This is a genomic window from Escherichia sp. E14S1, from assembly GCF_004211995.1.
Lineage (GTDB): Bacteria > Pseudomonadota > Gammaproteobacteria > Enterobacterales > Enterobacteriaceae > Escherichia.
Genome location: NZ_RHJQ01000003.1, coordinates 374,427 through 390,517 on the forward strand (window position 1 = coordinate 374,427; position 16,091 = coordinate 390,517).

Consider the following 16,091-nt stretch of genomic DNA (forward strand, 5'->3'; position numbering starts at 1 on the left):
CTAGTAGGCGGTTGGCCTGATAAGGCGTTTACGCCGCATCAGGCAGTCAGCACCAATTGCCGGATGCGGCGTAAACGCGTCCGGCCCATAAAATTATCCCATCAGCGGGTTTTGCCCTTCCCGGCGCAACATCTGACAGAGCGCGATAAGCGGCAAACCAACCAGCGTGTTAGGGTCACGCCCCTCTAAGCGCTCAAACAGCGTAATACCAAACCCTTCACTCTTAAAGCTGCCTGCGCAGTGCAGAGGATGCTCTTTACGCACGTAATTATCAATCTCCGCCTCGCTCAGGTGACGGAAATGGACGTCAAAAGGTTCAACTTCTGTTTGCAGATGCCCATTCGCCGAATTAAACAGCGCCAGCCCGGTATAGAAGGTGACAATATTGCCACTGGCTTTACGTAATTGCAGACGGGCATTTTCTTCCGTTAACGGTTTGCCAGTGATTTCACCGTCCAGTACACACACCTGATCAGAACCAATAATTAAATGATCCGGATAACGTGACGCCAGAGATTGCGCTTTTTCCTGCGCCAGTCGAAGCACCAACTGGCGCGGTGATTCATCGCTGCGCGGGGTTTCGTCGACCTCCGGCGCGGCACATTCGAAAGAGATTTGCAGTTTTTCCAGTAGGACGCGGCGCCAGGGCGATGTGGAGGCTAAAATAAGTTTAGGCATATTTTTTTCCATCAGATATAGCGTATTGATGATAGCCATTTTAAACTATGCGCTTCGTTTTGCAGGTTGATGTTCGTGGTCAGCACTGAACGAAAATAAAGCAGTAACCCGCAATGTGTGCGAATTATTGGCAAAAGGCAACCACAGGCTGCCTTTTTCTTTGACTCTATGACGTTACAAAGTTAATATGCGCGCCCTATGCAAAAGGTAAAATTACCCCTGACTCTCGATCCGGTTCGTACGGCTCAAAAACGCCTTGATTACCAGGGTATTTATACTCCTGATCAGGTTGAGCGCGTCGCCGAATCTGTGGTCAGTGTGGACAGTGATGTGGAATGCTCCATGTCGTTCGCTATCGATAACCAACGTCTCGCGGTGTTAAACGGCGATGCGAAGGTGACGGTAACGCTCGAGTGTCAGCGTTGCGGGAAGCCGTTTACTCATCAGGTCTACACAACGTATTGTTTTAGTCCTGTGCGTTCAGACGAACAGGCTGAAGCACTGCCGGAAGCGTATGAACCGATTGAGGTTAACGAATTCGGTGAAATCGATCTGCTTGCAATGGTTGAAGATGAAATCATCCTCGCCTTGCCGGTAGTTCCGGTGCATGATTCTGAACACTGTGAAGTGTCCGAAGCGGACATGGTCTTTGGTGAACTGCCTGAAGAAGCGCAAAAGCCAAACCCATTTGCCGTATTAGCCAGCTTAAAGCGTAAGTAATTGGTGCTCCCCGTTGGATCGGGGATAAACCGTAATTGAGGAGTAAGGTCCATGGCCGTACAACAGAATAAACCAACCCGTTCCAAACGTGGCATGCGTCGTTCCCATGACGCGCTGACCGCAGTCACCAGCCTGTCTGTAGACAAAACTTCTGGTGAAAAACACCTGCGTCACCACATCACTGCCGACGGTTACTACCGCGGCCGCAAGGTCATCGCTAAGTAATCACGCGTCTGCGTGATGAAGCTTAGTGAGGATTTTCCCCAGGCAACTGGGGAAAGACCAAACCGGGCGGCGACGATACCTTGACACGTCTAACCCTGGCGTTAGATGTCATGGGAGGGGATTTCGGTCCTTCCGTGACAGTGCCTGCAGCTTTGCAGGCACTGAATTCTAATTCGCAACTCACTCTTCTTTTAGTCGGTAATCCCGACGCCATCACGCCATTACTTGCTAAAGCTGACTTTGAACAACGTTCGCGTCTGCAGATTATCCCTGCGCAGTCAGTTATCGCCAGTGATGCCCGGCCTTCGCAAGCTATTCGCGCCAGTCGCGGTAGCTCAATGCGCGTGGCGCTGGATTTGGTTAAAGAAGGTAGAGCACAAGCCTGCGTCAGCGCTGGTAATACCGGAGCGTTGATGGGACTGGCAAAATTATTACTCAAGCCCCTTGAGGGGATTGAGCGTCCGGCGTTGGTGACGGTGCTGCCGCATCAACAAAAGGGCAAAACGGTGGTCCTTGATTTAGGGGCCAACGTCGATTGTGATAGTACAATGTTGGTGCAATTCGCCATTATGGGCTCTGTTTTGGCTGAAGAGGTGGTGGAAATTCCCAATCCTCGCGTGGCGTTGCTCAATATTGGTGAAGAAGAAGTGAAGGGTCTTGACAGCATTCAGGATGCCTCAGCTGTGCTGAAAACAATCCCTTCTATCAATTACATCGGCTATCTTGAAGCCAATGAGTTATTAACTGGCAAGACAGATGTGCTGGTCTGTGACGGCTTTACAGGAAATGTCACATTAAAGACGATGGAAGGTGTTGTCAGGATGTTCCTTTCTCTGCTGAAATCTCAGGGTGAAGGAAAAAAACGGTCGTGGTGGCTACTGTTATTAAAGCGTTGGCTACAAAAGAGCCTGACGAGGCGATTCAGTCACCTCAACCCCGACCAGTATAACGGCGCCTGTCTGTTAGGATTGCGCGGCACGGTGATAAAAAGTCATGGTGCGGCCAATCAGCGAGCTTTTGCGGTCGCGATTGAACAGGCAGTGCAGGCGGTGCAGCGACAAGTTCCTCAGCGAATTGCCGCTCGCCTGAAATCTGTATACCCAGCTGGTTTTGAGCTGCTGGACGATGGCAAAAGCGGAACTCTGCGGTAGCAGGGCGCTGCCAGCGAACTCGCAGTTTGCAAGTGACGGTATATAACCGAAAAGTGACTGAGCGTACATGTATACGAAGATTATTGGTACTGGCAGCTATCTGCCCGAACAAGTGCGGACAAACGCCGATCTGGAAAAAATGGTGGATACTTCTGACGAGTGGATTGTTACTCGTACCGGTATTCGCGAACGCCATATTGCTGCGCCAAACGAAACCGTTTCAACCATGGGTTTTGAAGCGGCAACGCGTGCAATTGAAATGGCAGGCATCGATAAAGACCAGATTGGCCTGATTGTTGTGGCAACGACTTCTGCCACCCACGCCTTCCCGAGCGCAGCATGTCAGATCCAAAGCATGCTGGGCATCAAAGGCTGCCCGGCGTTTGACGTTGCCGCAGCCTGCGCAGGTTTCACCTATGCATTGAGCGTGGCCGATCAATACGTGAAATCTGGCGCGGTGAAGTATGCTCTGGTCGTCGGTTCCGATGTACTGGCGCGTACCTGCGATCCCACAGATCGCGGGACCATTATCATTTTTGGCGATGGCGCGGGCGCTGCGGTGTTGGCTGCCTCTGAAGAGCCGGGAATCATCTCTACCCATCTGCATGCCGACGGTAGTTATGGTGAATTGCTGACGCTGCCAAACGCCGACCGCGTGAATCCAGAGAATTCAATTCATCTGACCATGGCGGGCAACGAAGTCTTCAAGGTTGCGGTAACAGAGCTGGCGCACATCGTTGATGAGACGCTGGAAGCAAATAATCTTGACCGTTCCCAACTGGACTGGCTGGTTCCACATCAGGCGAACCTGCGTATCATCAGCGCAACGGCGAAAAAACTCGGCATGTCAATGGACAATGTCGTCGTGACGCTGGACCGCCATGGTAATACCTCTGCCGCTTCTGTACCGTGTGCGCTGGATGAAGCCGTACGCGACGGGCGTATTAAGCCGGGGCAGTTGGTTCTGCTTGAAGCCTTTGGCGGTGGATTCACCTGGGGCTCCGCGCTGGTTCGTTTCTAGGATAAGGATTTAAACATGACGCAATTTGCATTTGTGTTCCCTGGTCAGGGTTCTCAAACCGTTGGCATGCTGGCTGATATGGCGGCGAGCTATCCAATTGTCGAAGAAACCTTTGCTGAAGCTTCTGCGGCGCTGGGCTATGACCTGTGGGCGCTGACCCAGCAGGGGCCAGCCGAAGAACTGAATAAAACCTGGCAAACTCAGCCTGCACTGTTAACTGCCTCTGTTGCACTGTACCGTATATGGCAGCAGCAGGGCGGTAAAGCACCGGCGATGATGGCCGGTCACAGCTTGGGTGAATACTCCGCGCTGGTTTGCGCTGGTGTGATTGATTTTGCTGATGCGGTACGTCTGGTTGAGATGCGCGGCAAGTTTATGCAGGAAGCTGTGCCGGAAGGGACTGGCGCAATGGCGGCAATCATCGGTCTGGATGATGCGTCTATTGCGAAAGCTTGTGAAGATGCAGCAGAAGGTCAGGTCGTTTCTCCGGTAAACTTCAACTCTCCGGGCCAGGTGGTTATTGCTGGTCACAAAGAAGCGGTTGAACGTGCTGGCGCTGCCTGTAAAGCTGCGGGCGCGAAACGTGCGCTGCCGTTGCCGGTGAGCGTACCTTCTCACTGTGCGCTGATGAAACCCGCTGCCGACAAACTGGCGGTTGAATTAGCGAAAATCACCTTTAACGCGCCGACCGTTCCGGTTGTCAATAACGTTGATGTCAAATGCGAAACCAATGGCGATGCCATTCGTGATGCACTGGTACGTCAGTTGTATAACCCGGTTCAATGGACGAAATCCGTTGAATACATGGCAGCGCAAGGCGTTGAGCATCTTTATGAAGTGGGACCGGGCAAAGTGCTTACTGGCCTGACGAAACGTATTGTCGACACCCTGACCGCCTCGGCGCTGAACGAACCTTCAGCGATGGCAGCGGCGCTCGAGCTTTAAAAGAGGAACAACATGAATTTTGAAGGAAAAATCGCACTGGTAACCGGTGCTAGCCGCGGAATTGGCCGTGCAATCGCTGAAACGCTCGCGGCTCGTGGCGCGAAAGTTATCGGTACTGCGACCAGTGAAAGCGGCGCTCAGGCGATCAGTGATTATTTAGGCGCCAACGGTAAAGGTCTGATGTTGAATGTGACCGACCCGGCATCTATCGAATCTGTTCTGGAAAAAATTCGCGCAGAATTTGGTGAAGTCGATATCCTGGTCAATAATGCCGGTATCACTCGTGATAACCTGTTAATGCGAATGAAAGATGATGAGTGGAACGATATTATCGAAACCAACCTTTCATCTGTTTTCCGTCTGTCAAAAGCGGTAATGCGCGCTATGATGAAAAAGCGTCATGGTCGTATTATCACTATCGGTTCTGTGGTTGGTACCATGGGAAATGGCGGTCAGGCCAACTACGCTGCGGCGAAAGCGGGTTTGATCGGCTTCAGTAAATCACTGGCGCGCGAAGTTGCGTCACGCGGTATTACTGTAAACGTTGTTGCTCCGGGCTTTATTGAAACGGACATGACACGTGCGCTGAGCGATGACCAGCGTGCGGGTATCCTGGCGCAGGTTCCTGCGGGTCGCCTCGGCGGCGCACAGGAAATCGCCAACGCGGTTGCATTCCTGGCATCCGACGAAGCAGCTTACATCACGGGTGAAACTTTGCATGTGAACGGCGGGATGTACATGGTCTGACCGCGATTTGCACAAAATGCTCATGTTGCGCGCAGTCTGCGTGGTTATGAGTAATAATAAGTGCAAAATGATTTGCGTTGTTGGGGGGTATGGCCTCAAAATAACGTAAAATCGTGGTAAGACCTGCCGGGATTTAGTTGCAAATTTTTCAACATTTTATACACTACGAAAACCATCGCGAAAGCGAGTTTTGATAGGAAATTTAAGAGTATGAGCACTATCGAAGAACGCGTTAAGAAAATTATCGGCGAACAGCTGGGCGTTAAGCAGGAAGAAGTTACCAACAATGCTTCTTTCGTTGAAGACCTGGGCGCGGATTCTCTTGACACCGTTGAGCTGGTAATGGCTCTGGAAGAAGAGTTTGATACTGAGATTCCGGACGAAGAAGCTGAGAAAATCACCACCGTTCAGGCTGCCATTGATTACATCAACGGCCACCAGGCGTAAGTGAACATCTCCAGGCGGTCGTTCGACCGCCTGAGTTTTTTCTTTTTTGTCCCACTAGAATCATTTTTTTCCCTCCCTGGAGGACAAACGTGTCTAAGCGTCGTGTAGTTGTGACCGGACTGGGCATGTTGTCTCCTGTCGGCAATACCGTAGAGTCTACCTGGAAAGCTCTGCTTGCCGGTCAGAGTGGCATCAGCCTAATCGACCATTTCGATACTAGCGCCTATGCAACGAAATTTGCTGGCTTAGTAAAGGATTTTAACTGTGAGGACATTATCTCGCGCAAAGAACAGCGCAAGATGGATGCCTTCATTCAATATGGAATTGTCGCTGGCGTTCAGGCCATGCAGGATTCTGGCCTTGAAATAACGGAAGAGAACGCAACCCGCATTGGTGCCGCAATTGGCTCCGGGATTGGCGGCCTCGGACTGATCGAAGAAAACCACACATCTCTGATGAACGGTGGTCCGCGTAAGATCAGCCCATTCTTCGTTCCGTCAACGATTGTGAACATGGTGGCAGGTCACCTGACTATCATGTATGGCCTGCGTGGCCCAAGCATCTCTATCGCGACCGCCTGTACTTCTGGCGTGCACAACATCGGTCAAGCTGCGCGTATTATCGCGTATGGCGATGCTGACGTGATGGTTGCAGGTGGCGCAGAGAAAGCCAGTACGCCGCTAGGCGTTGGTGGTTTTGGCGCGGCACGTGCATTATCTACCCGCAATGATAACCCGCAAGCGGCTAGCCGTCCGTGGGATAAAGAACGTGATGGTTTCGTACTGGGCGATGGCGCCGGTATGCTGGTACTTGAAGAGTACGAACACGCGAAAAAACGCGGTGCGAAAATTTACGCTGAACTCGTCGGCTTTGGTATGAGCAGCGATGCCTACCATATGACGTCGCCGCCGGAAAACGGCGCAGGCGCAGCTCTGGCGATGGCAAATGCTCTGCGTGACGCAGGAATTGAGCCTGGCCAGATTGGCTACGTGAACGCGCACGGTACTTCTACGCCAGCTGGCGATAAAGCTGAAGCGCAGGCCGTGAAAACTATCTTCGGTGAAGCTGCAAGCCGTGTGCTGGTAAGCTCCACGAAATCCATGACCGGTCACCTGTTAGGTGCAGCAGGTGCAGTAGAGTCCATCTACTCCATCCTGGCGCTGCGCGATCAGGCTGTTCCGCCGACCATCAACCTGGATAACCCGGATGAAGGTTGCGATCTGGATTTTGTGCCGCATGAAGCGCGTCAGGTCAGCGGAATGGAATACACCCTGTGTAACTCCTTCGGCTTTGGTGGCACCAATGGTTCTTTGATCTTCAAAAAGATCTAAGTCGCCATTTTCCACCTACATAAAAGGTCCGCTTGCGGGCCTTTTTTCTTAGATTTTATTCAGGCTTGTTCCGCAGTGAACATGCTGCCACACTTACAATCCTATTATAAGGAGCCGGTATGTTCTTAATTAACGGTCATAAACAGGATTCGCTGGCAGCAAACGATCGGGCCATACAGTTTGGCGATGGCTGTTTCACGACAGCCAGAATTATCGACGGTAAAGTCAGCTTATTATCCGCGCACATGACGCGACTACAGGAAGCCTGTCAGCGATTAATGATCGTTTGTGACTTCTGGACGCAGCTTGAGCACGAGATGGCGACTCTGGCGGCAGAGCAGCAAAATGGCGTGCTGAAAGTGGTGATCAGTCGTGGCAGTGGTGGGCGAGGTTACAGTACGTTAAACAGCGGACCGGCAACGCGCATGCTCTCAGTTATGGCTTACCCAACGCATTACGACCGCTTACGCAAAGAGGGAATGCTGCTGGCACTAAGCCCGGTACGCCTGGGACGCAATCCTCATCTTGCGGGAATTAAACATCTTAATCGTCTTGAGCAAGTGTTGATTCGCTCTCATCTTGAGCAGACAAACGCCGACGAGGCGCTGGTTCTTGACAGTGAAGGGTGGGTTACGGAATGCTGTGCAGCTAATTTGTTCTGGCGTAAAGGCAACGTGGTCTACACGCCGCGTCTGGATCAGGCTGGAGTTAACGGTATTATGCGACAATTCTGTATCCGTTTACTGGCACAATCCTCCTATCAGATTGCCGAAGTGCAAGCCTCGTTGGAAGACGTGATGCAGGCAGATGAAGTGATGGTTTGTAATGCGCTGATGCCAGTTATACCTGTGCGTGCCTGTGATGATGTCTTCTTTTCGTCAACAACGCTATATGAATATTTAGCCCCACTTTGTGAGCACCCGAATTAGTCATGAAAAAAGTGTTTTTGATTATCCTGTTATTGCTGATGGTACTGGGTATCGCCGCTGGTGTGGGCGTCTGGAAGGTTCACCATCTTGCCGACAGCAAATTACTTATTAAAGAAGAGACGATATTCACCCTGAAACCTGGAACCGGAAGAATGGCTCTCGGTGAACAATTGTATGCCGATAAAATCATCAATCGCCCCCGCGTCTTTCAGTGGTTGCTGCGTATTGAGCCGGACCTTTCCCATTTCAAAGCCGGGACTTATCGCTTTACGCCGCAGATGACCGTGCGCGAAATGCTGCAATTGCTGAAAAGCGGGAAAGAAGCGCAGTTTCCGCTACGCCTGGTAGAAGGGATGCGTCTGAGCGACTACCTCAAACAATTGCGTGAGGCACCCTATATCACGCACACGTTAAGCGACGATAAATACGCTACCGTGGCGCAGGCCCTGGAACTTGAAAATCCAGAGTGGATTGAAGGCTGGTTTTGGCCAGACACCTGGATGTATACCGCTAATACCACTGATGTCGCGTTACTCAAACGAGCGCACAAGAAAATGGTGAAAGCGGTCGATAGCGCCTGGGATGGACGAGCGGATGGTCTGCCGTATAAAGATAAAAACCAGTTGGTAACGATGGCGTCGATAATCGAAAAAGAAACCGCCGTTGCCAGTGAGCGCGATCAGGTTGCCTCAGTATTTATCAACCGTTTACGTATCGGCATGCGCCTGCAAACCGACCCGACGGTGATTTACGGGATGGGAGAGCGTTATAATGGCAAACTTTCTCGTGCAGATCTGGAAACGCCGACAGCGTATAACACCTACACCATTACTGGTCTGCCGCCAGGCGCGATTGCTACGCCGGGGGCGGATTCGCTGAAGGCTGCTGCGCATCCGGCGAAAACGCCGTATCTCTATTTTGTGGCCGATGGTAAAGGCGGTCACACGTTTAATACCAATCTTGCCAGTCATAACAAGTCTGTGCAGGATTACCTGAAAGTGCTTAAGGAAAAAAATGCGCAGTAAGTATATCGTCATTGAAGGGCTGGAAGGCGCAGGCAAAACCACCGCGCGAAACGTGGTGGTTGAGACGCTTGAGCAACTGGGGATCCGCGACATGGTTTTCACTCGAGAACCCGGCGGTACGCAGCTGGCGGAAAAATTAAGAAGCCTGGTGCTGGATATCAAATCGGTAGGCGATGAAGTCATTACCGATAAAGCCGAAGTACTGATGTTTTATGCCGCGCGCGTTCAGCTGGTGGAAACTGTCATCAAACCGGCGCTGGCGAAAGGCACTTGGGTGATTGGCGATCGGCACGATCTCTCCACTCAGGCGTATCAGGGCGGCGGTCGTGGCATTGACCAGCATATGCTGGCAACGCTGCGTGATGCTGTTCTGGGGGATTTTCGCCCTGACTTGACGCTTTATCTTGATGTGACCCCAGAAGTGGGGCTAAAACGCGCCCGTGCGCGTGGCGAACTGGATCGCATTGAGCAAGAGTCATTCGATTTCTTTAATCGTACTCGCGCTCGCTATCTTGAACTGGCGGCACAGGATAAAAGCATTTACACCATAGATGCCACTCAGCCACTGGAATCAGTAATGGAGGCGATTCGCACCACCGTGACTCACTGGGTTAAGGAACATAACGCATGAGATGGTATCCGTGGTTAAGACCCGATTTCGAGAGACTGGTAGCCAGCTATCAGGCCGGAAGGGGTCACCATGCGCTACTCATTCAGGCGTTACCTGGCATGGGCGATGACGCCTTAATCTACGCTTTAAGCCGTTACCTCCTGTGCCAACAACCAGAGGGGCATAAAAGCTGCGGCCACTGTCGTGGATGTCAGTTGATGCAGGCGGGAACGCATCCCGACTATTACACCCTTGCTCCCGAAAAAGGGAAGAACGCGCTGGGCATTGATGCGGTGCGTGAAGTCACTGAAAAACTGAATGAACACGCGCGTTTAGGCGGTGCTAAAGTTGTCTGGATAACCGATGCCGCCTTGCTGACCGACGCTGCGGCGAACGCTTTGCTAAAAACACTGGAAGAGCCGCCGGCAGAAACCTGGTTTTTCCTTGCTACCCGGGAGCTTGAACGTTTACTGGCGACATTACGTAGTCGTTGTCGGCTACATTACCTCGCACCACCGCCAGAACAGTACGCCGTGACCTGGCTTTCACGTGAAGTGACAATGTCACAGGACGCGTTACTTGCCGCACTGCGCTTAAGCGCCGGTTCGCCAGGAGCGGCGTTGGCGTTGTTTCAGGGAGATACCTGGCAGGCCCGCGAAACACTTTGCCAGGCGTTGGCTCACAGTGTGCAATCTGGCGACTGGTATTCCCTGTTGCCGACACTTAATCATGAACAAGCTCCGGCGCGTCTGCACTGGCTGGCAACCCTGATGATGGACGCGCTCAAGCGCAAGTATGGCGCTTCGCAGGTTACCAATGTTGATGTGCCGGGCGTTGTTGCTGCGCTGGCAAACCAGCTTTCTCCCGCGCGCCTGCAGGCTATACTGGGGGATGTTTGTCACACCCGTGAGCAGTTAATTTCTGTCACTGGCGTAAACCGCGAGCTTCTCATCACCGATCTTTTACTGCGTATTGAGCATTACCTGCAACCGGGCGTTGTGCTACCGGTTCCTCATCTTTAAGAGAGACATCATGTTTTTAGTCGACTCACACTGCCATCTCGATGGTCTGGATTATGAATCTTTGCATAAGGACGTGGATGACGTTCTGGCGAAAGCCGCTGCGCGCGATGTGAAATTTTGTCTGGCGGTCGCCACGACATTACCGGGTTATCTGCATATGCGGGATCTGGTAGGCGAACGAGACAATGTCGTATTTTCTTGCGGCGTGCATCCGCTCAACCAGAACGATCCCTATGATGTGGAAGATTTGCGCCGCCTGGCGGCGGAAGAGGGCGTTGTTGCTCTCGGGGAAACCGGGCTGGATTATTATTACACGCCGGAAACTAAAGTGCGTCAGCAAGAGTCTTTCATCCACCATATCCAGATTGGTCGTGAACTGAACAAGCCGGTTATCGTCCATACGCGTGACGCCCGCGCCGATACGCTGGCAATTCTGCGCGAAGAAAAGGTGACGGATTGCGGTGGCGTACTACACTGTTTTACAGAGGACAGAGAAACGGCAGGCAAATTACTGGATCTTGGATTTTACATCTCCTTCTCCGGCATTGTGACCTTCCGTAATGCAGAACAACTACGTGATGCCGCGCGTTATGTGCCGCTCGATCGGTTACTGGTCGAAACTGACGCGCCTTATCTGGCACCTGTGCCGCATCGAGGAAAAGAGAATCAACCTGCAATGGTTCGTGATGTTGCTGAATACATGGCTGTGTTGAAAGGTGTTGCCGTTGAAGAGCTGGCGCAGGTAACCACCGATAACTTCGCCCGCCTGTTTCACATCGACGCTTCCCGCCTTCAATCCATCCGTTAAATGAATTTATTTTAAGGCTCGTAATTAATTACTAAAACGAGTAAAGTTCACCGCCGCAAATTGGGCGGTGAATAACCATGTTTGATGCATTATGGCATTTATTTTGTCAATATGTGCAACTTCGCTAAAGGTCCGAAGTTGAAACGTGATAGCCGTCAAACAAATCGATAATGAATTATTTTACTCTGTGTAATAAATAAAGGGCGCTTAGACGCCCTGTACACGGCAAGGTTCTCCCCCCCTTGCCACGCGTGAGAACGTTAAAAGCACCCATACTCAGGAGCACTCTCAATTATGTTTAAGAATGCATTTGCTAACCTGCAAAAGGTCGGTAAATCGCTGATGCTGCCGGTATCCGTACTGCCTATCGCAGGTATTCTGCTTGGCGTCGGTTCCGCGAATTTCAGCTGGCTGCCCGCCGTTGTATCGCATGTTATGGCAGAAGCGGGCGGTTCCGTTTTTGCAAACATGCCACTGATTTTTGCAATTGGTGTCGCCCTCGGCTTTACCAATAACGATGGCGTATCCGCGCTGGCCGCAGTTGTTGCCTACGGCATCATGGTAAAAACCATGGCCGTGGTTGCGCCGCTGGTACTGCATTTACCTGCTGAAGAAATTGCCGCTAAACACCTGGCGGATACGGGCGTACTCGGGGGGATCATCTCCGGTGCGATCGCAGCGTACATGTTTAACCGTTTCTACCGTATTAAGCTGCCTGAGTATCTTGGCTTCTTTGCCGGTAAACGCTTTGTGCCGATCATTTCTGGCCTGGCTGCCATCTTTACTGGCGTTGTGCTGTCCTTTATTTGGCCGCCAATTGGTTCCGCCATTCAGACCTTCTCCCAGTGGGCTGCTTACCAGAACCCGGTAGTTGCGTTTGGTATCTACGGCTTCATCGAACGCTGCCTGGTACCGTTTGGTCTGCACCACATCTGGAACGTACCTTTCCAGATGCAGATTGGTGAATACACCAACGCCGCAGGTCAGGTATTCCACGGTGACATTCCGCGTTATATGGCGGGTGACCCGACTGCGGGTAAACTGTCTGGCGGCTTCCTGTTCAAAATGTACGGTCTGCCGGCTGCCGCGATTGCTATCTGGCACTCTGCTAAACCAGAAAACCGCGCTAAAGTGGGCGGTATCATGATCTCCGCGGCGTTGACCTCGTTCCTGACCGGTATTACCGAGCCAATCGAGTTCTCCTTCATGTTCGTAGCGCCGATCCTGTACATCATCCACGCGATTCTGGCAGGTCTGGCATTCCCGATCTGTATCCTGCTGGGTATGCGCGATGGTACATCGTTCTCGCACGGTCTGATCGACTTCATCGTCCTGTCTGGTAACAGCAGCAAGCTGTGGCTGTTCCCGATTGTCGGTATCGGTTATGCGATTGTTTACTACACCATCTTCCGCGTGCTGATTAAAGCTCTGGATCTGAAAACCCCGGGCCGTGAAGACGCAACTGAAGATGCGAAAGCTACCGGCACCAGCGAAATGGCACCGGCTCTGGTTGCTGCATTTGGTGGTAAAGAAAACATCACTAACCTTGACGCATGTATTACCCGTCTGCGTGTTAGCGTCGCTGATGTGTCCAAAGTGGATCAGGCTGGCCTGAAGAAACTGGGCGCAGCGGGCGTAGTGGTTGCTGGTTCCGGTGTTCAGGCGATTTTCGGTACGAAATCCGATAACCTGAAAACCGAAATGGATGAGTACATCCGCAACAACTAATCCGTAAGACGTTGGGGAGACTGAGGCAGCCGAATGGCTGCCTTTTTTACAGCCGCTAATCAGACCGGTCATCATTAAATTGCGTGTTGCGCCCGGGGCGATAGTTCCTTTCACGTTGATATCGTAGGTTTTGTCGAGCAGATTATTTCCAGCAATGAGACGTTTGGGGTTGCCTGATAACAGGCGAACAGTTCCACTTGCGCATAGCAATTTTGCCCGGCAGTGGAAGGAAACTGTCAAAGCAATGCTGGTGGTAGCAGGAAGGGCCTTGTCGCCGATATCCCTGTTATTATCTAAACCAAAGAGAAAAGGTGTTTTCGGCCCATTCATAGGCAAAAATGGGAATAATGGCGATGTATACGGCAGTAAAACGATTTTTTGCTTATAAATCGTGGCTTAAGGTTGAAAGAGCAGGTTTAACTCGACCATACTCTATACTCGCAGTGTAGCGCGGCGTAGCATGGCGCAACGCATGGCAATTTGAAAAAGGAAAATGTCGTGGCAGAAGAAACTATTTTCAGCAAAATTATTCGTCGTGAGATCCCCTCCGATATCGTCTACCAGGATGAGCTGGTAACGGCGTTTCGCGATATTTCGCCGCAAGCGCCAACGCATATTCTGATCATTCCAAATATCCTTATCCCTACCGTGAACGACGTGTCTGCCGAGCATGAGCAGGCGTTGGGGCGTATGATCACCGTAGCGGCAAAAATCGCCGAGCAAGAGGGTATTGCCGAAGACGGCTATCGTTTGATCATGAACACCAACCGTCATGGCGGACAAGAGGTCTATCACATTCATATGCACCTGCTGGGTGGCCGTCCGTTGGGGCCAATGCTGGCGCATAAAGGCCTGTAACGATGAGAAAAGGATGCTTTGGACTGGCGTCTTTGGCGTTGCTATTGCTGGTCGGTTGTCGTTCACATCCGGAAATCCCGGTGAATGATGAACAGTCACTGGTGATGGAGTCATCTTTGCTGGCAGCGGGCATTAGCGCAGAAAAGCCCGTTCTTTCAACGTCTGATATTCAGCCTTCAGCATCCTCGACGCTTTATAACGAAAGGCAAGAACCCGTTACCGTTCATTATCGTTTTTACTGGTATGACGCCAGGGGGCTTGAGATGCACCCTCTGGAAACGCCGCGCAGCGTCACCATTCCCGCACGTTCAGCGGTGACTCTGTACGGCAGCGCCAATTTTCTTGGAGCGCACAAAGTCAGACTTTATCTTTATTTGTAAGGGGTGAATCTTGATGACAAAAATGAGTCGCTACGCCTTAATCACCGCGCTGGCGATGTTTCTCGCCGGGTGTGTGGGGCCACGTGAACCCGCACCGGTAGAAGAGGTAAAACCTGCGCCGGAGCAACCGGCTGAGCCGCAACAGCCAGTACCCACAGTGCCATCAGTGCCGACGATCCCGGAGCAGCCAGGGCCAATTGAGCACGAAGACCAAACCGCACCGCCTGCGCCGCATATTCGTCATTATGACTGGAATGGCGCAATGCAGCCGATGGTCGGTAAGATGCTTGGGGCCGATGGCGTGACCGCAGGCAGCGTCTTGCTGGTTGATAGCGTCAATAACCGCACCAATGGTTCTTTGAATACCGGGGAAGCGACAGAAACGCTGCGCAATGCACTGGCTAATAACGGTAAATTTACCCTCGTTTCCGCCCAGCAGCTTTCGATGGCCAAGCAGCAGTTAGGTTTGTCGCCGCAGGATAGCTTAGGCACCCGTAGTAAAGCCATTGGTATTGCTCGCAACGTGGGGGCTCATTACGTGCTGTACTCCAGCGCCTCTGGCAACGTTAACGCTCCGACCCTGCAAATGCAGTTGATGCTGGTGCAGACGGGCGAAATTATCTGGTCAGGTAAAGGTGCCGTTCAGCAACAATAATCCCATCACGCGCGACGAGTTATTGTCGCGCTATTTCCCGCAGTATCACCCCGTCGCGACGTTTAACAGTGGACTTAGCGGCGGGAGTTTTCTCATTGAACATCAGGATCAGCGTTTTGTTGTGCGTCAGACTCACGATCCTGATGCGCCGCAGTCCGTGTTTCTGCGCCAGTACCGGGCGTTATCAAGATTACCGGCATACCTTGCACCGAAGCCACGTCTCTATCTCCGTGGCTGGATGGCGGTCGACTATTTGCCCGGCGAGGTAAAAACGCAATTGCCGGATACCGACGAACTGGCAGGCTTGCTGTATTATCTGCATCAACAACCGCGTTTTGGCTGGCGAATAACCCTGCTGCCGTTACTGGAACGGTACTGGCAGCGAAGCGATCCGGCGCGGCGAACAGCGGGATGGTTGCGACTGTTAAAACGTCTGCGTAAAGCGCGCGAACCACAACCGTTACGATTAAGTCCGTTGCATATGGATGTTCATGCAGGGAACTTAGTCTATACCTCGTCAGGGCTAAAACTCATCGACTGGGAGTATGCCGGTGATGGCGATATCGCTCTGGAACTGGCGGCGGTGTGGGTGGAAAATAGTGAGCAGCACCGGCAATTAGTTAATGACTATGCCGTGCGGGCGAATATTAATTCGGCGCATTTGTGGCATCAGGTCAGGCGCTGGTTTCCCTGGTTACTGATGCTGAAAGCAGGGTGGTTTGAGTACCGCTGGCAACAAACCGGCGATCAACAATTTATCAGGCTGGCCAATGACACCTGGCGGCAGCTATCAATAAAACAATAAGGAGAG

At 52.0% G+C, this 16,091-nt stretch carries 19 protein-coding genes; 18 read left to right on the forward strand and 1 reads right to left on the reverse strand.

Going from position 1 to position 16,091, the window contains the following annotated elements; genetic code table 11:
* Window positions 1-93: 93 nt before the first annotated feature.
* Complete coding sequence (yceF, locus tag D9734_RS04080) at window positions 94-678, reverse strand: 7-methyl-GTP pyrophosphatase (RefSeq protein WP_064528833.1); 585 nt, start codon at window positions 676-678, stop codon at window positions 94-96.
* 198 nt (window positions 679-876) lie between these two features.
* Here yceF and yceD point away from each other — a divergent pair, with 198 nt between their 5' ends.
* From yceD to thiK, 18 genes are all read left to right on the forward strand, one after another.
* On the forward strand, window positions 877-1,398 hold the full coding sequence (gene yceD, locus D9734_RS04085) for a 23S rRNA accumulation protein YceD (protein ID WP_001174481.1): 522 nt from the start codon (window positions 877-879) through the stop codon (window positions 1,396-1,398).
* A gap of 51 nt (window positions 1,399-1,449) precedes the next feature.
* Window positions 1,450-1,623, forward strand: a complete 174-nt coding sequence (gene rpmF, locus D9734_RS04090) for a 50S ribosomal protein L32 (protein WP_000290727.1) — start codon at window positions 1,450-1,452, stop codon at window positions 1,621-1,623.
* An 80-nt stretch (window positions 1,624-1,703) separates the two neighbouring features.
* Window positions 1,704-2,774 carry a phosphate acyltransferase PlsX gene (plsX, locus tag D9734_RS04095; protein ID WP_130205539.1) on the forward strand — a complete coding sequence of 357 codons (1,071 nt, stop codon included), beginning with the start codon at window positions 1,704-1,706 and terminating at the stop codon, window positions 2,772-2,774.
* A 67-nt stretch (window positions 2,775-2,841) separates the two neighbouring features.
* Window positions 2,842-3,795, forward strand: a complete 954-nt coding sequence (gene fabH / locus D9734_RS04100) for a beta-ketoacyl-ACP synthase III (RefSeq protein WP_130205541.1) — start codon at window positions 2,842-2,844, stop codon at window positions 3,793-3,795.
* Between the two features lie 15 nt (window positions 3,796-3,810).
* Window positions 3,811-4,740, forward strand: a complete 930-nt coding sequence (gene fabD, locus D9734_RS04105; protein WP_130205543.1) for an ACP S-malonyltransferase — start codon at window positions 3,811-3,813, stop codon at window positions 4,738-4,740.
* Between the two features lie 12 nt (window positions 4,741-4,752).
* Window positions 4,753-5,487, forward strand: a complete 735-nt coding sequence (fabG, locus tag D9734_RS04110; RefSeq protein ID WP_001008542.1) for a 3-oxoacyl-ACP reductase FabG — start codon at window positions 4,753-4,755, stop codon at window positions 5,485-5,487.
* 210 nt (window positions 5,488-5,697) lie between these two features.
* Window positions 5,698-5,934, forward strand: coding sequence for an acyl carrier protein (gene acpP, locus D9734_RS04115; protein WP_000103754.1), 237 nt, complete (start codon window positions 5,698-5,700; stop codon window positions 5,932-5,934).
* Between the two features lie 89 nt (window positions 5,935-6,023).
* Window positions 6,024-7,265 (forward strand): beta-ketoacyl-ACP synthase II, encoded by a 1,242-nt coding sequence (fabF, locus tag D9734_RS04120; RefSeq protein WP_130205545.1) that lies wholly within the window; start codon window positions 6,024-6,026, stop codon window positions 7,263-7,265.
* A gap of 119 nt (window positions 7,266-7,384) precedes the next feature.
* Window positions 7,385-8,194, forward strand: a complete 810-nt coding sequence (gene pabC / locus D9734_RS04125) for an aminodeoxychorismate lyase (protein ID WP_130205547.1) — start codon at window positions 7,385-7,387, stop codon at window positions 8,192-8,194.
* A 2-nt stretch (window positions 8,195-8,196) separates the two neighbouring features.
* Entirely contained in the window at window positions 8,197-9,219 is a 1,023-nt protein-coding gene (yceG, locus tag D9734_RS04130) for a cell division protein YceG (RefSeq protein ID WP_130205549.1), read from the forward strand.
* Entirely contained in the window at window positions 9,209-9,850 is a 642-nt protein-coding gene (tmk, locus tag D9734_RS04135; RefSeq protein WP_130205551.1) for a dTMP kinase, read from the forward strand. Before yceG ends, tmk begins: the two co-directional genes overlap by 11 nt.
* Window positions 9,847-10,851: a DNA polymerase III subunit delta' gene (gene holB, locus D9734_RS04140; protein ID WP_130205553.1), complete on the forward strand. Its 1,005-nt coding sequence runs from the start codon at window positions 9,847-9,849 to the stop codon at window positions 10,849-10,851. Before tmk ends, holB begins: the two co-directional genes overlap by 4 nt.
* A 10-nt stretch (window positions 10,852-10,861) precedes the next feature.
* A complete protein-coding gene (locus D9734_RS04145) occupies window positions 10,862-11,659 on the forward strand; it encodes a metal-dependent hydrolase (protein ID WP_130205555.1) in 798 nt (265 codons plus the stop codon).
* A gap of 294 nt (window positions 11,660-11,953) precedes the next feature.
* Window positions 11,954-13,387 (forward strand): PTS glucose transporter subunit IIBC, encoded by a 1,434-nt coding sequence (gene ptsG / locus D9734_RS04150; protein WP_000475698.1) that lies wholly within the window; start codon window positions 11,954-11,956, stop codon window positions 13,385-13,387.
* Window positions 13,388-13,885: 498 nt separating this feature from the next.
* Window positions 13,886-14,245, forward strand: coding sequence for a purine nucleoside phosphoramidase (gene hinT, locus D9734_RS04155; protein WP_054445830.1), 360 nt, complete (start codon window positions 13,886-13,888; stop codon window positions 14,243-14,245).
* Between the two features lie 2 nt (window positions 14,246-14,247).
* Entirely contained in the window at window positions 14,248-14,625 is a 378-nt protein-coding gene (locus D9734_RS04160) for a YcfL family protein (protein WP_130205557.1), read from the forward strand.
* A 13-nt stretch (window positions 14,626-14,638) separates the two neighbouring features.
* Entirely contained in the window at window positions 14,639-15,280 is a 642-nt protein-coding gene (gene lpoB / locus D9734_RS04165) for a penicillin-binding protein activator LpoB (RefSeq protein ID WP_130205559.1), read from the forward strand.
* Window positions 15,261-16,085 (forward strand): thiamine kinase, encoded by an 825-nt coding sequence (thiK, locus tag D9734_RS04170; protein ID WP_130205561.1) that lies wholly within the window; start codon window positions 15,261-15,263, stop codon window positions 16,083-16,085. The genes lpoB and thiK overlap by 20 nt, the downstream gene beginning before the upstream one ends.
* Window positions 16,086-16,091: the final 6 nt, after the last annotated feature.

Bases quoted from the DNA above. Each gene is read 5' to 3' on its own strand.
- fabH (WP_130205541.1), top strand. From the start codon at position 2,842: ATGTATACGAAGATTATTGGTACTGGCAGCTATCTGCCCGAACAAGTG.
- yceG (WP_130205549.1), top strand. From the start codon at position 8,197: ATGAAAAAAGTGTTTTTGATTATCCTGTTATTGCTGATGGTACTGGGT.
- ptsG (WP_000475698.1), top strand. From the start codon at position 11,954: ATGTTTAAGAATGCATTTGCTAACCTGCAAAAGGTCGGTAAATCGCTG.
- D9734_RS04160 (WP_130205557.1), top strand. From the start codon at position 14,248: ATGAGAAAAGGATGCTTTGGACTGGCGTCTTTGGCGTTGCTATTGCTG.
- acpP (WP_000103754.1), top strand. From the start codon at position 5,698: ATGAGCACTATCGAAGAACGCGTTAAGAAAATTATCGGCGAACAGCTG.
- fabG (WP_001008542.1), top strand. From the start codon at position 4,753: ATGAATTTTGAAGGAAAAATCGCACTGGTAACCGGTGCTAGCCGCGGA.
- fabD (WP_130205543.1), top strand. From the start codon at position 3,811: ATGACGCAATTTGCATTTGTGTTCCCTGGTCAGGGTTCTCAAACCGTT.
- yceD (WP_001174481.1), top strand. From the start codon at position 877: ATGCAAAAGGTAAAATTACCCCTGACTCTCGATCCGGTTCGTACGGCT.
- yceF (WP_064528833.1), bottom strand. From the start codon at position 678: ATGCCTAAACTTATTTTAGCCTCCACATCGCCCTGGCGCCGCGTCCTA.
- rpmF (WP_000290727.1), top strand. From the start codon at position 1,450: ATGGCCGTACAACAGAATAAACCAACCCGTTCCAAACGTGGCATGCGT.
- holB (WP_130205553.1), top strand. From the start codon at position 9,847: ATGAGATGGTATCCGTGGTTAAGACCCGATTTCGAGAGACTGGTAGCC.
- D9734_RS04145 (WP_130205555.1), top strand. From the start codon at position 10,862: ATGTTTTTAGTCGACTCACACTGCCATCTCGATGGTCTGGATTATGAA.
- pabC (WP_130205547.1), top strand. From the start codon at position 7,385: ATGTTCTTAATTAACGGTCATAAACAGGATTCGCTGGCAGCAAACGAT.
- lpoB (WP_130205559.1), top strand. From the start codon at position 14,639: ATGACAAAAATGAGTCGCTACGCCTTAATCACCGCGCTGGCGATGTTT.
- tmk (WP_130205551.1), top strand. From the start codon at position 9,209: ATGCGCAGTAAGTATATCGTCATTGAAGGGCTGGAAGGCGCAGGCAAA.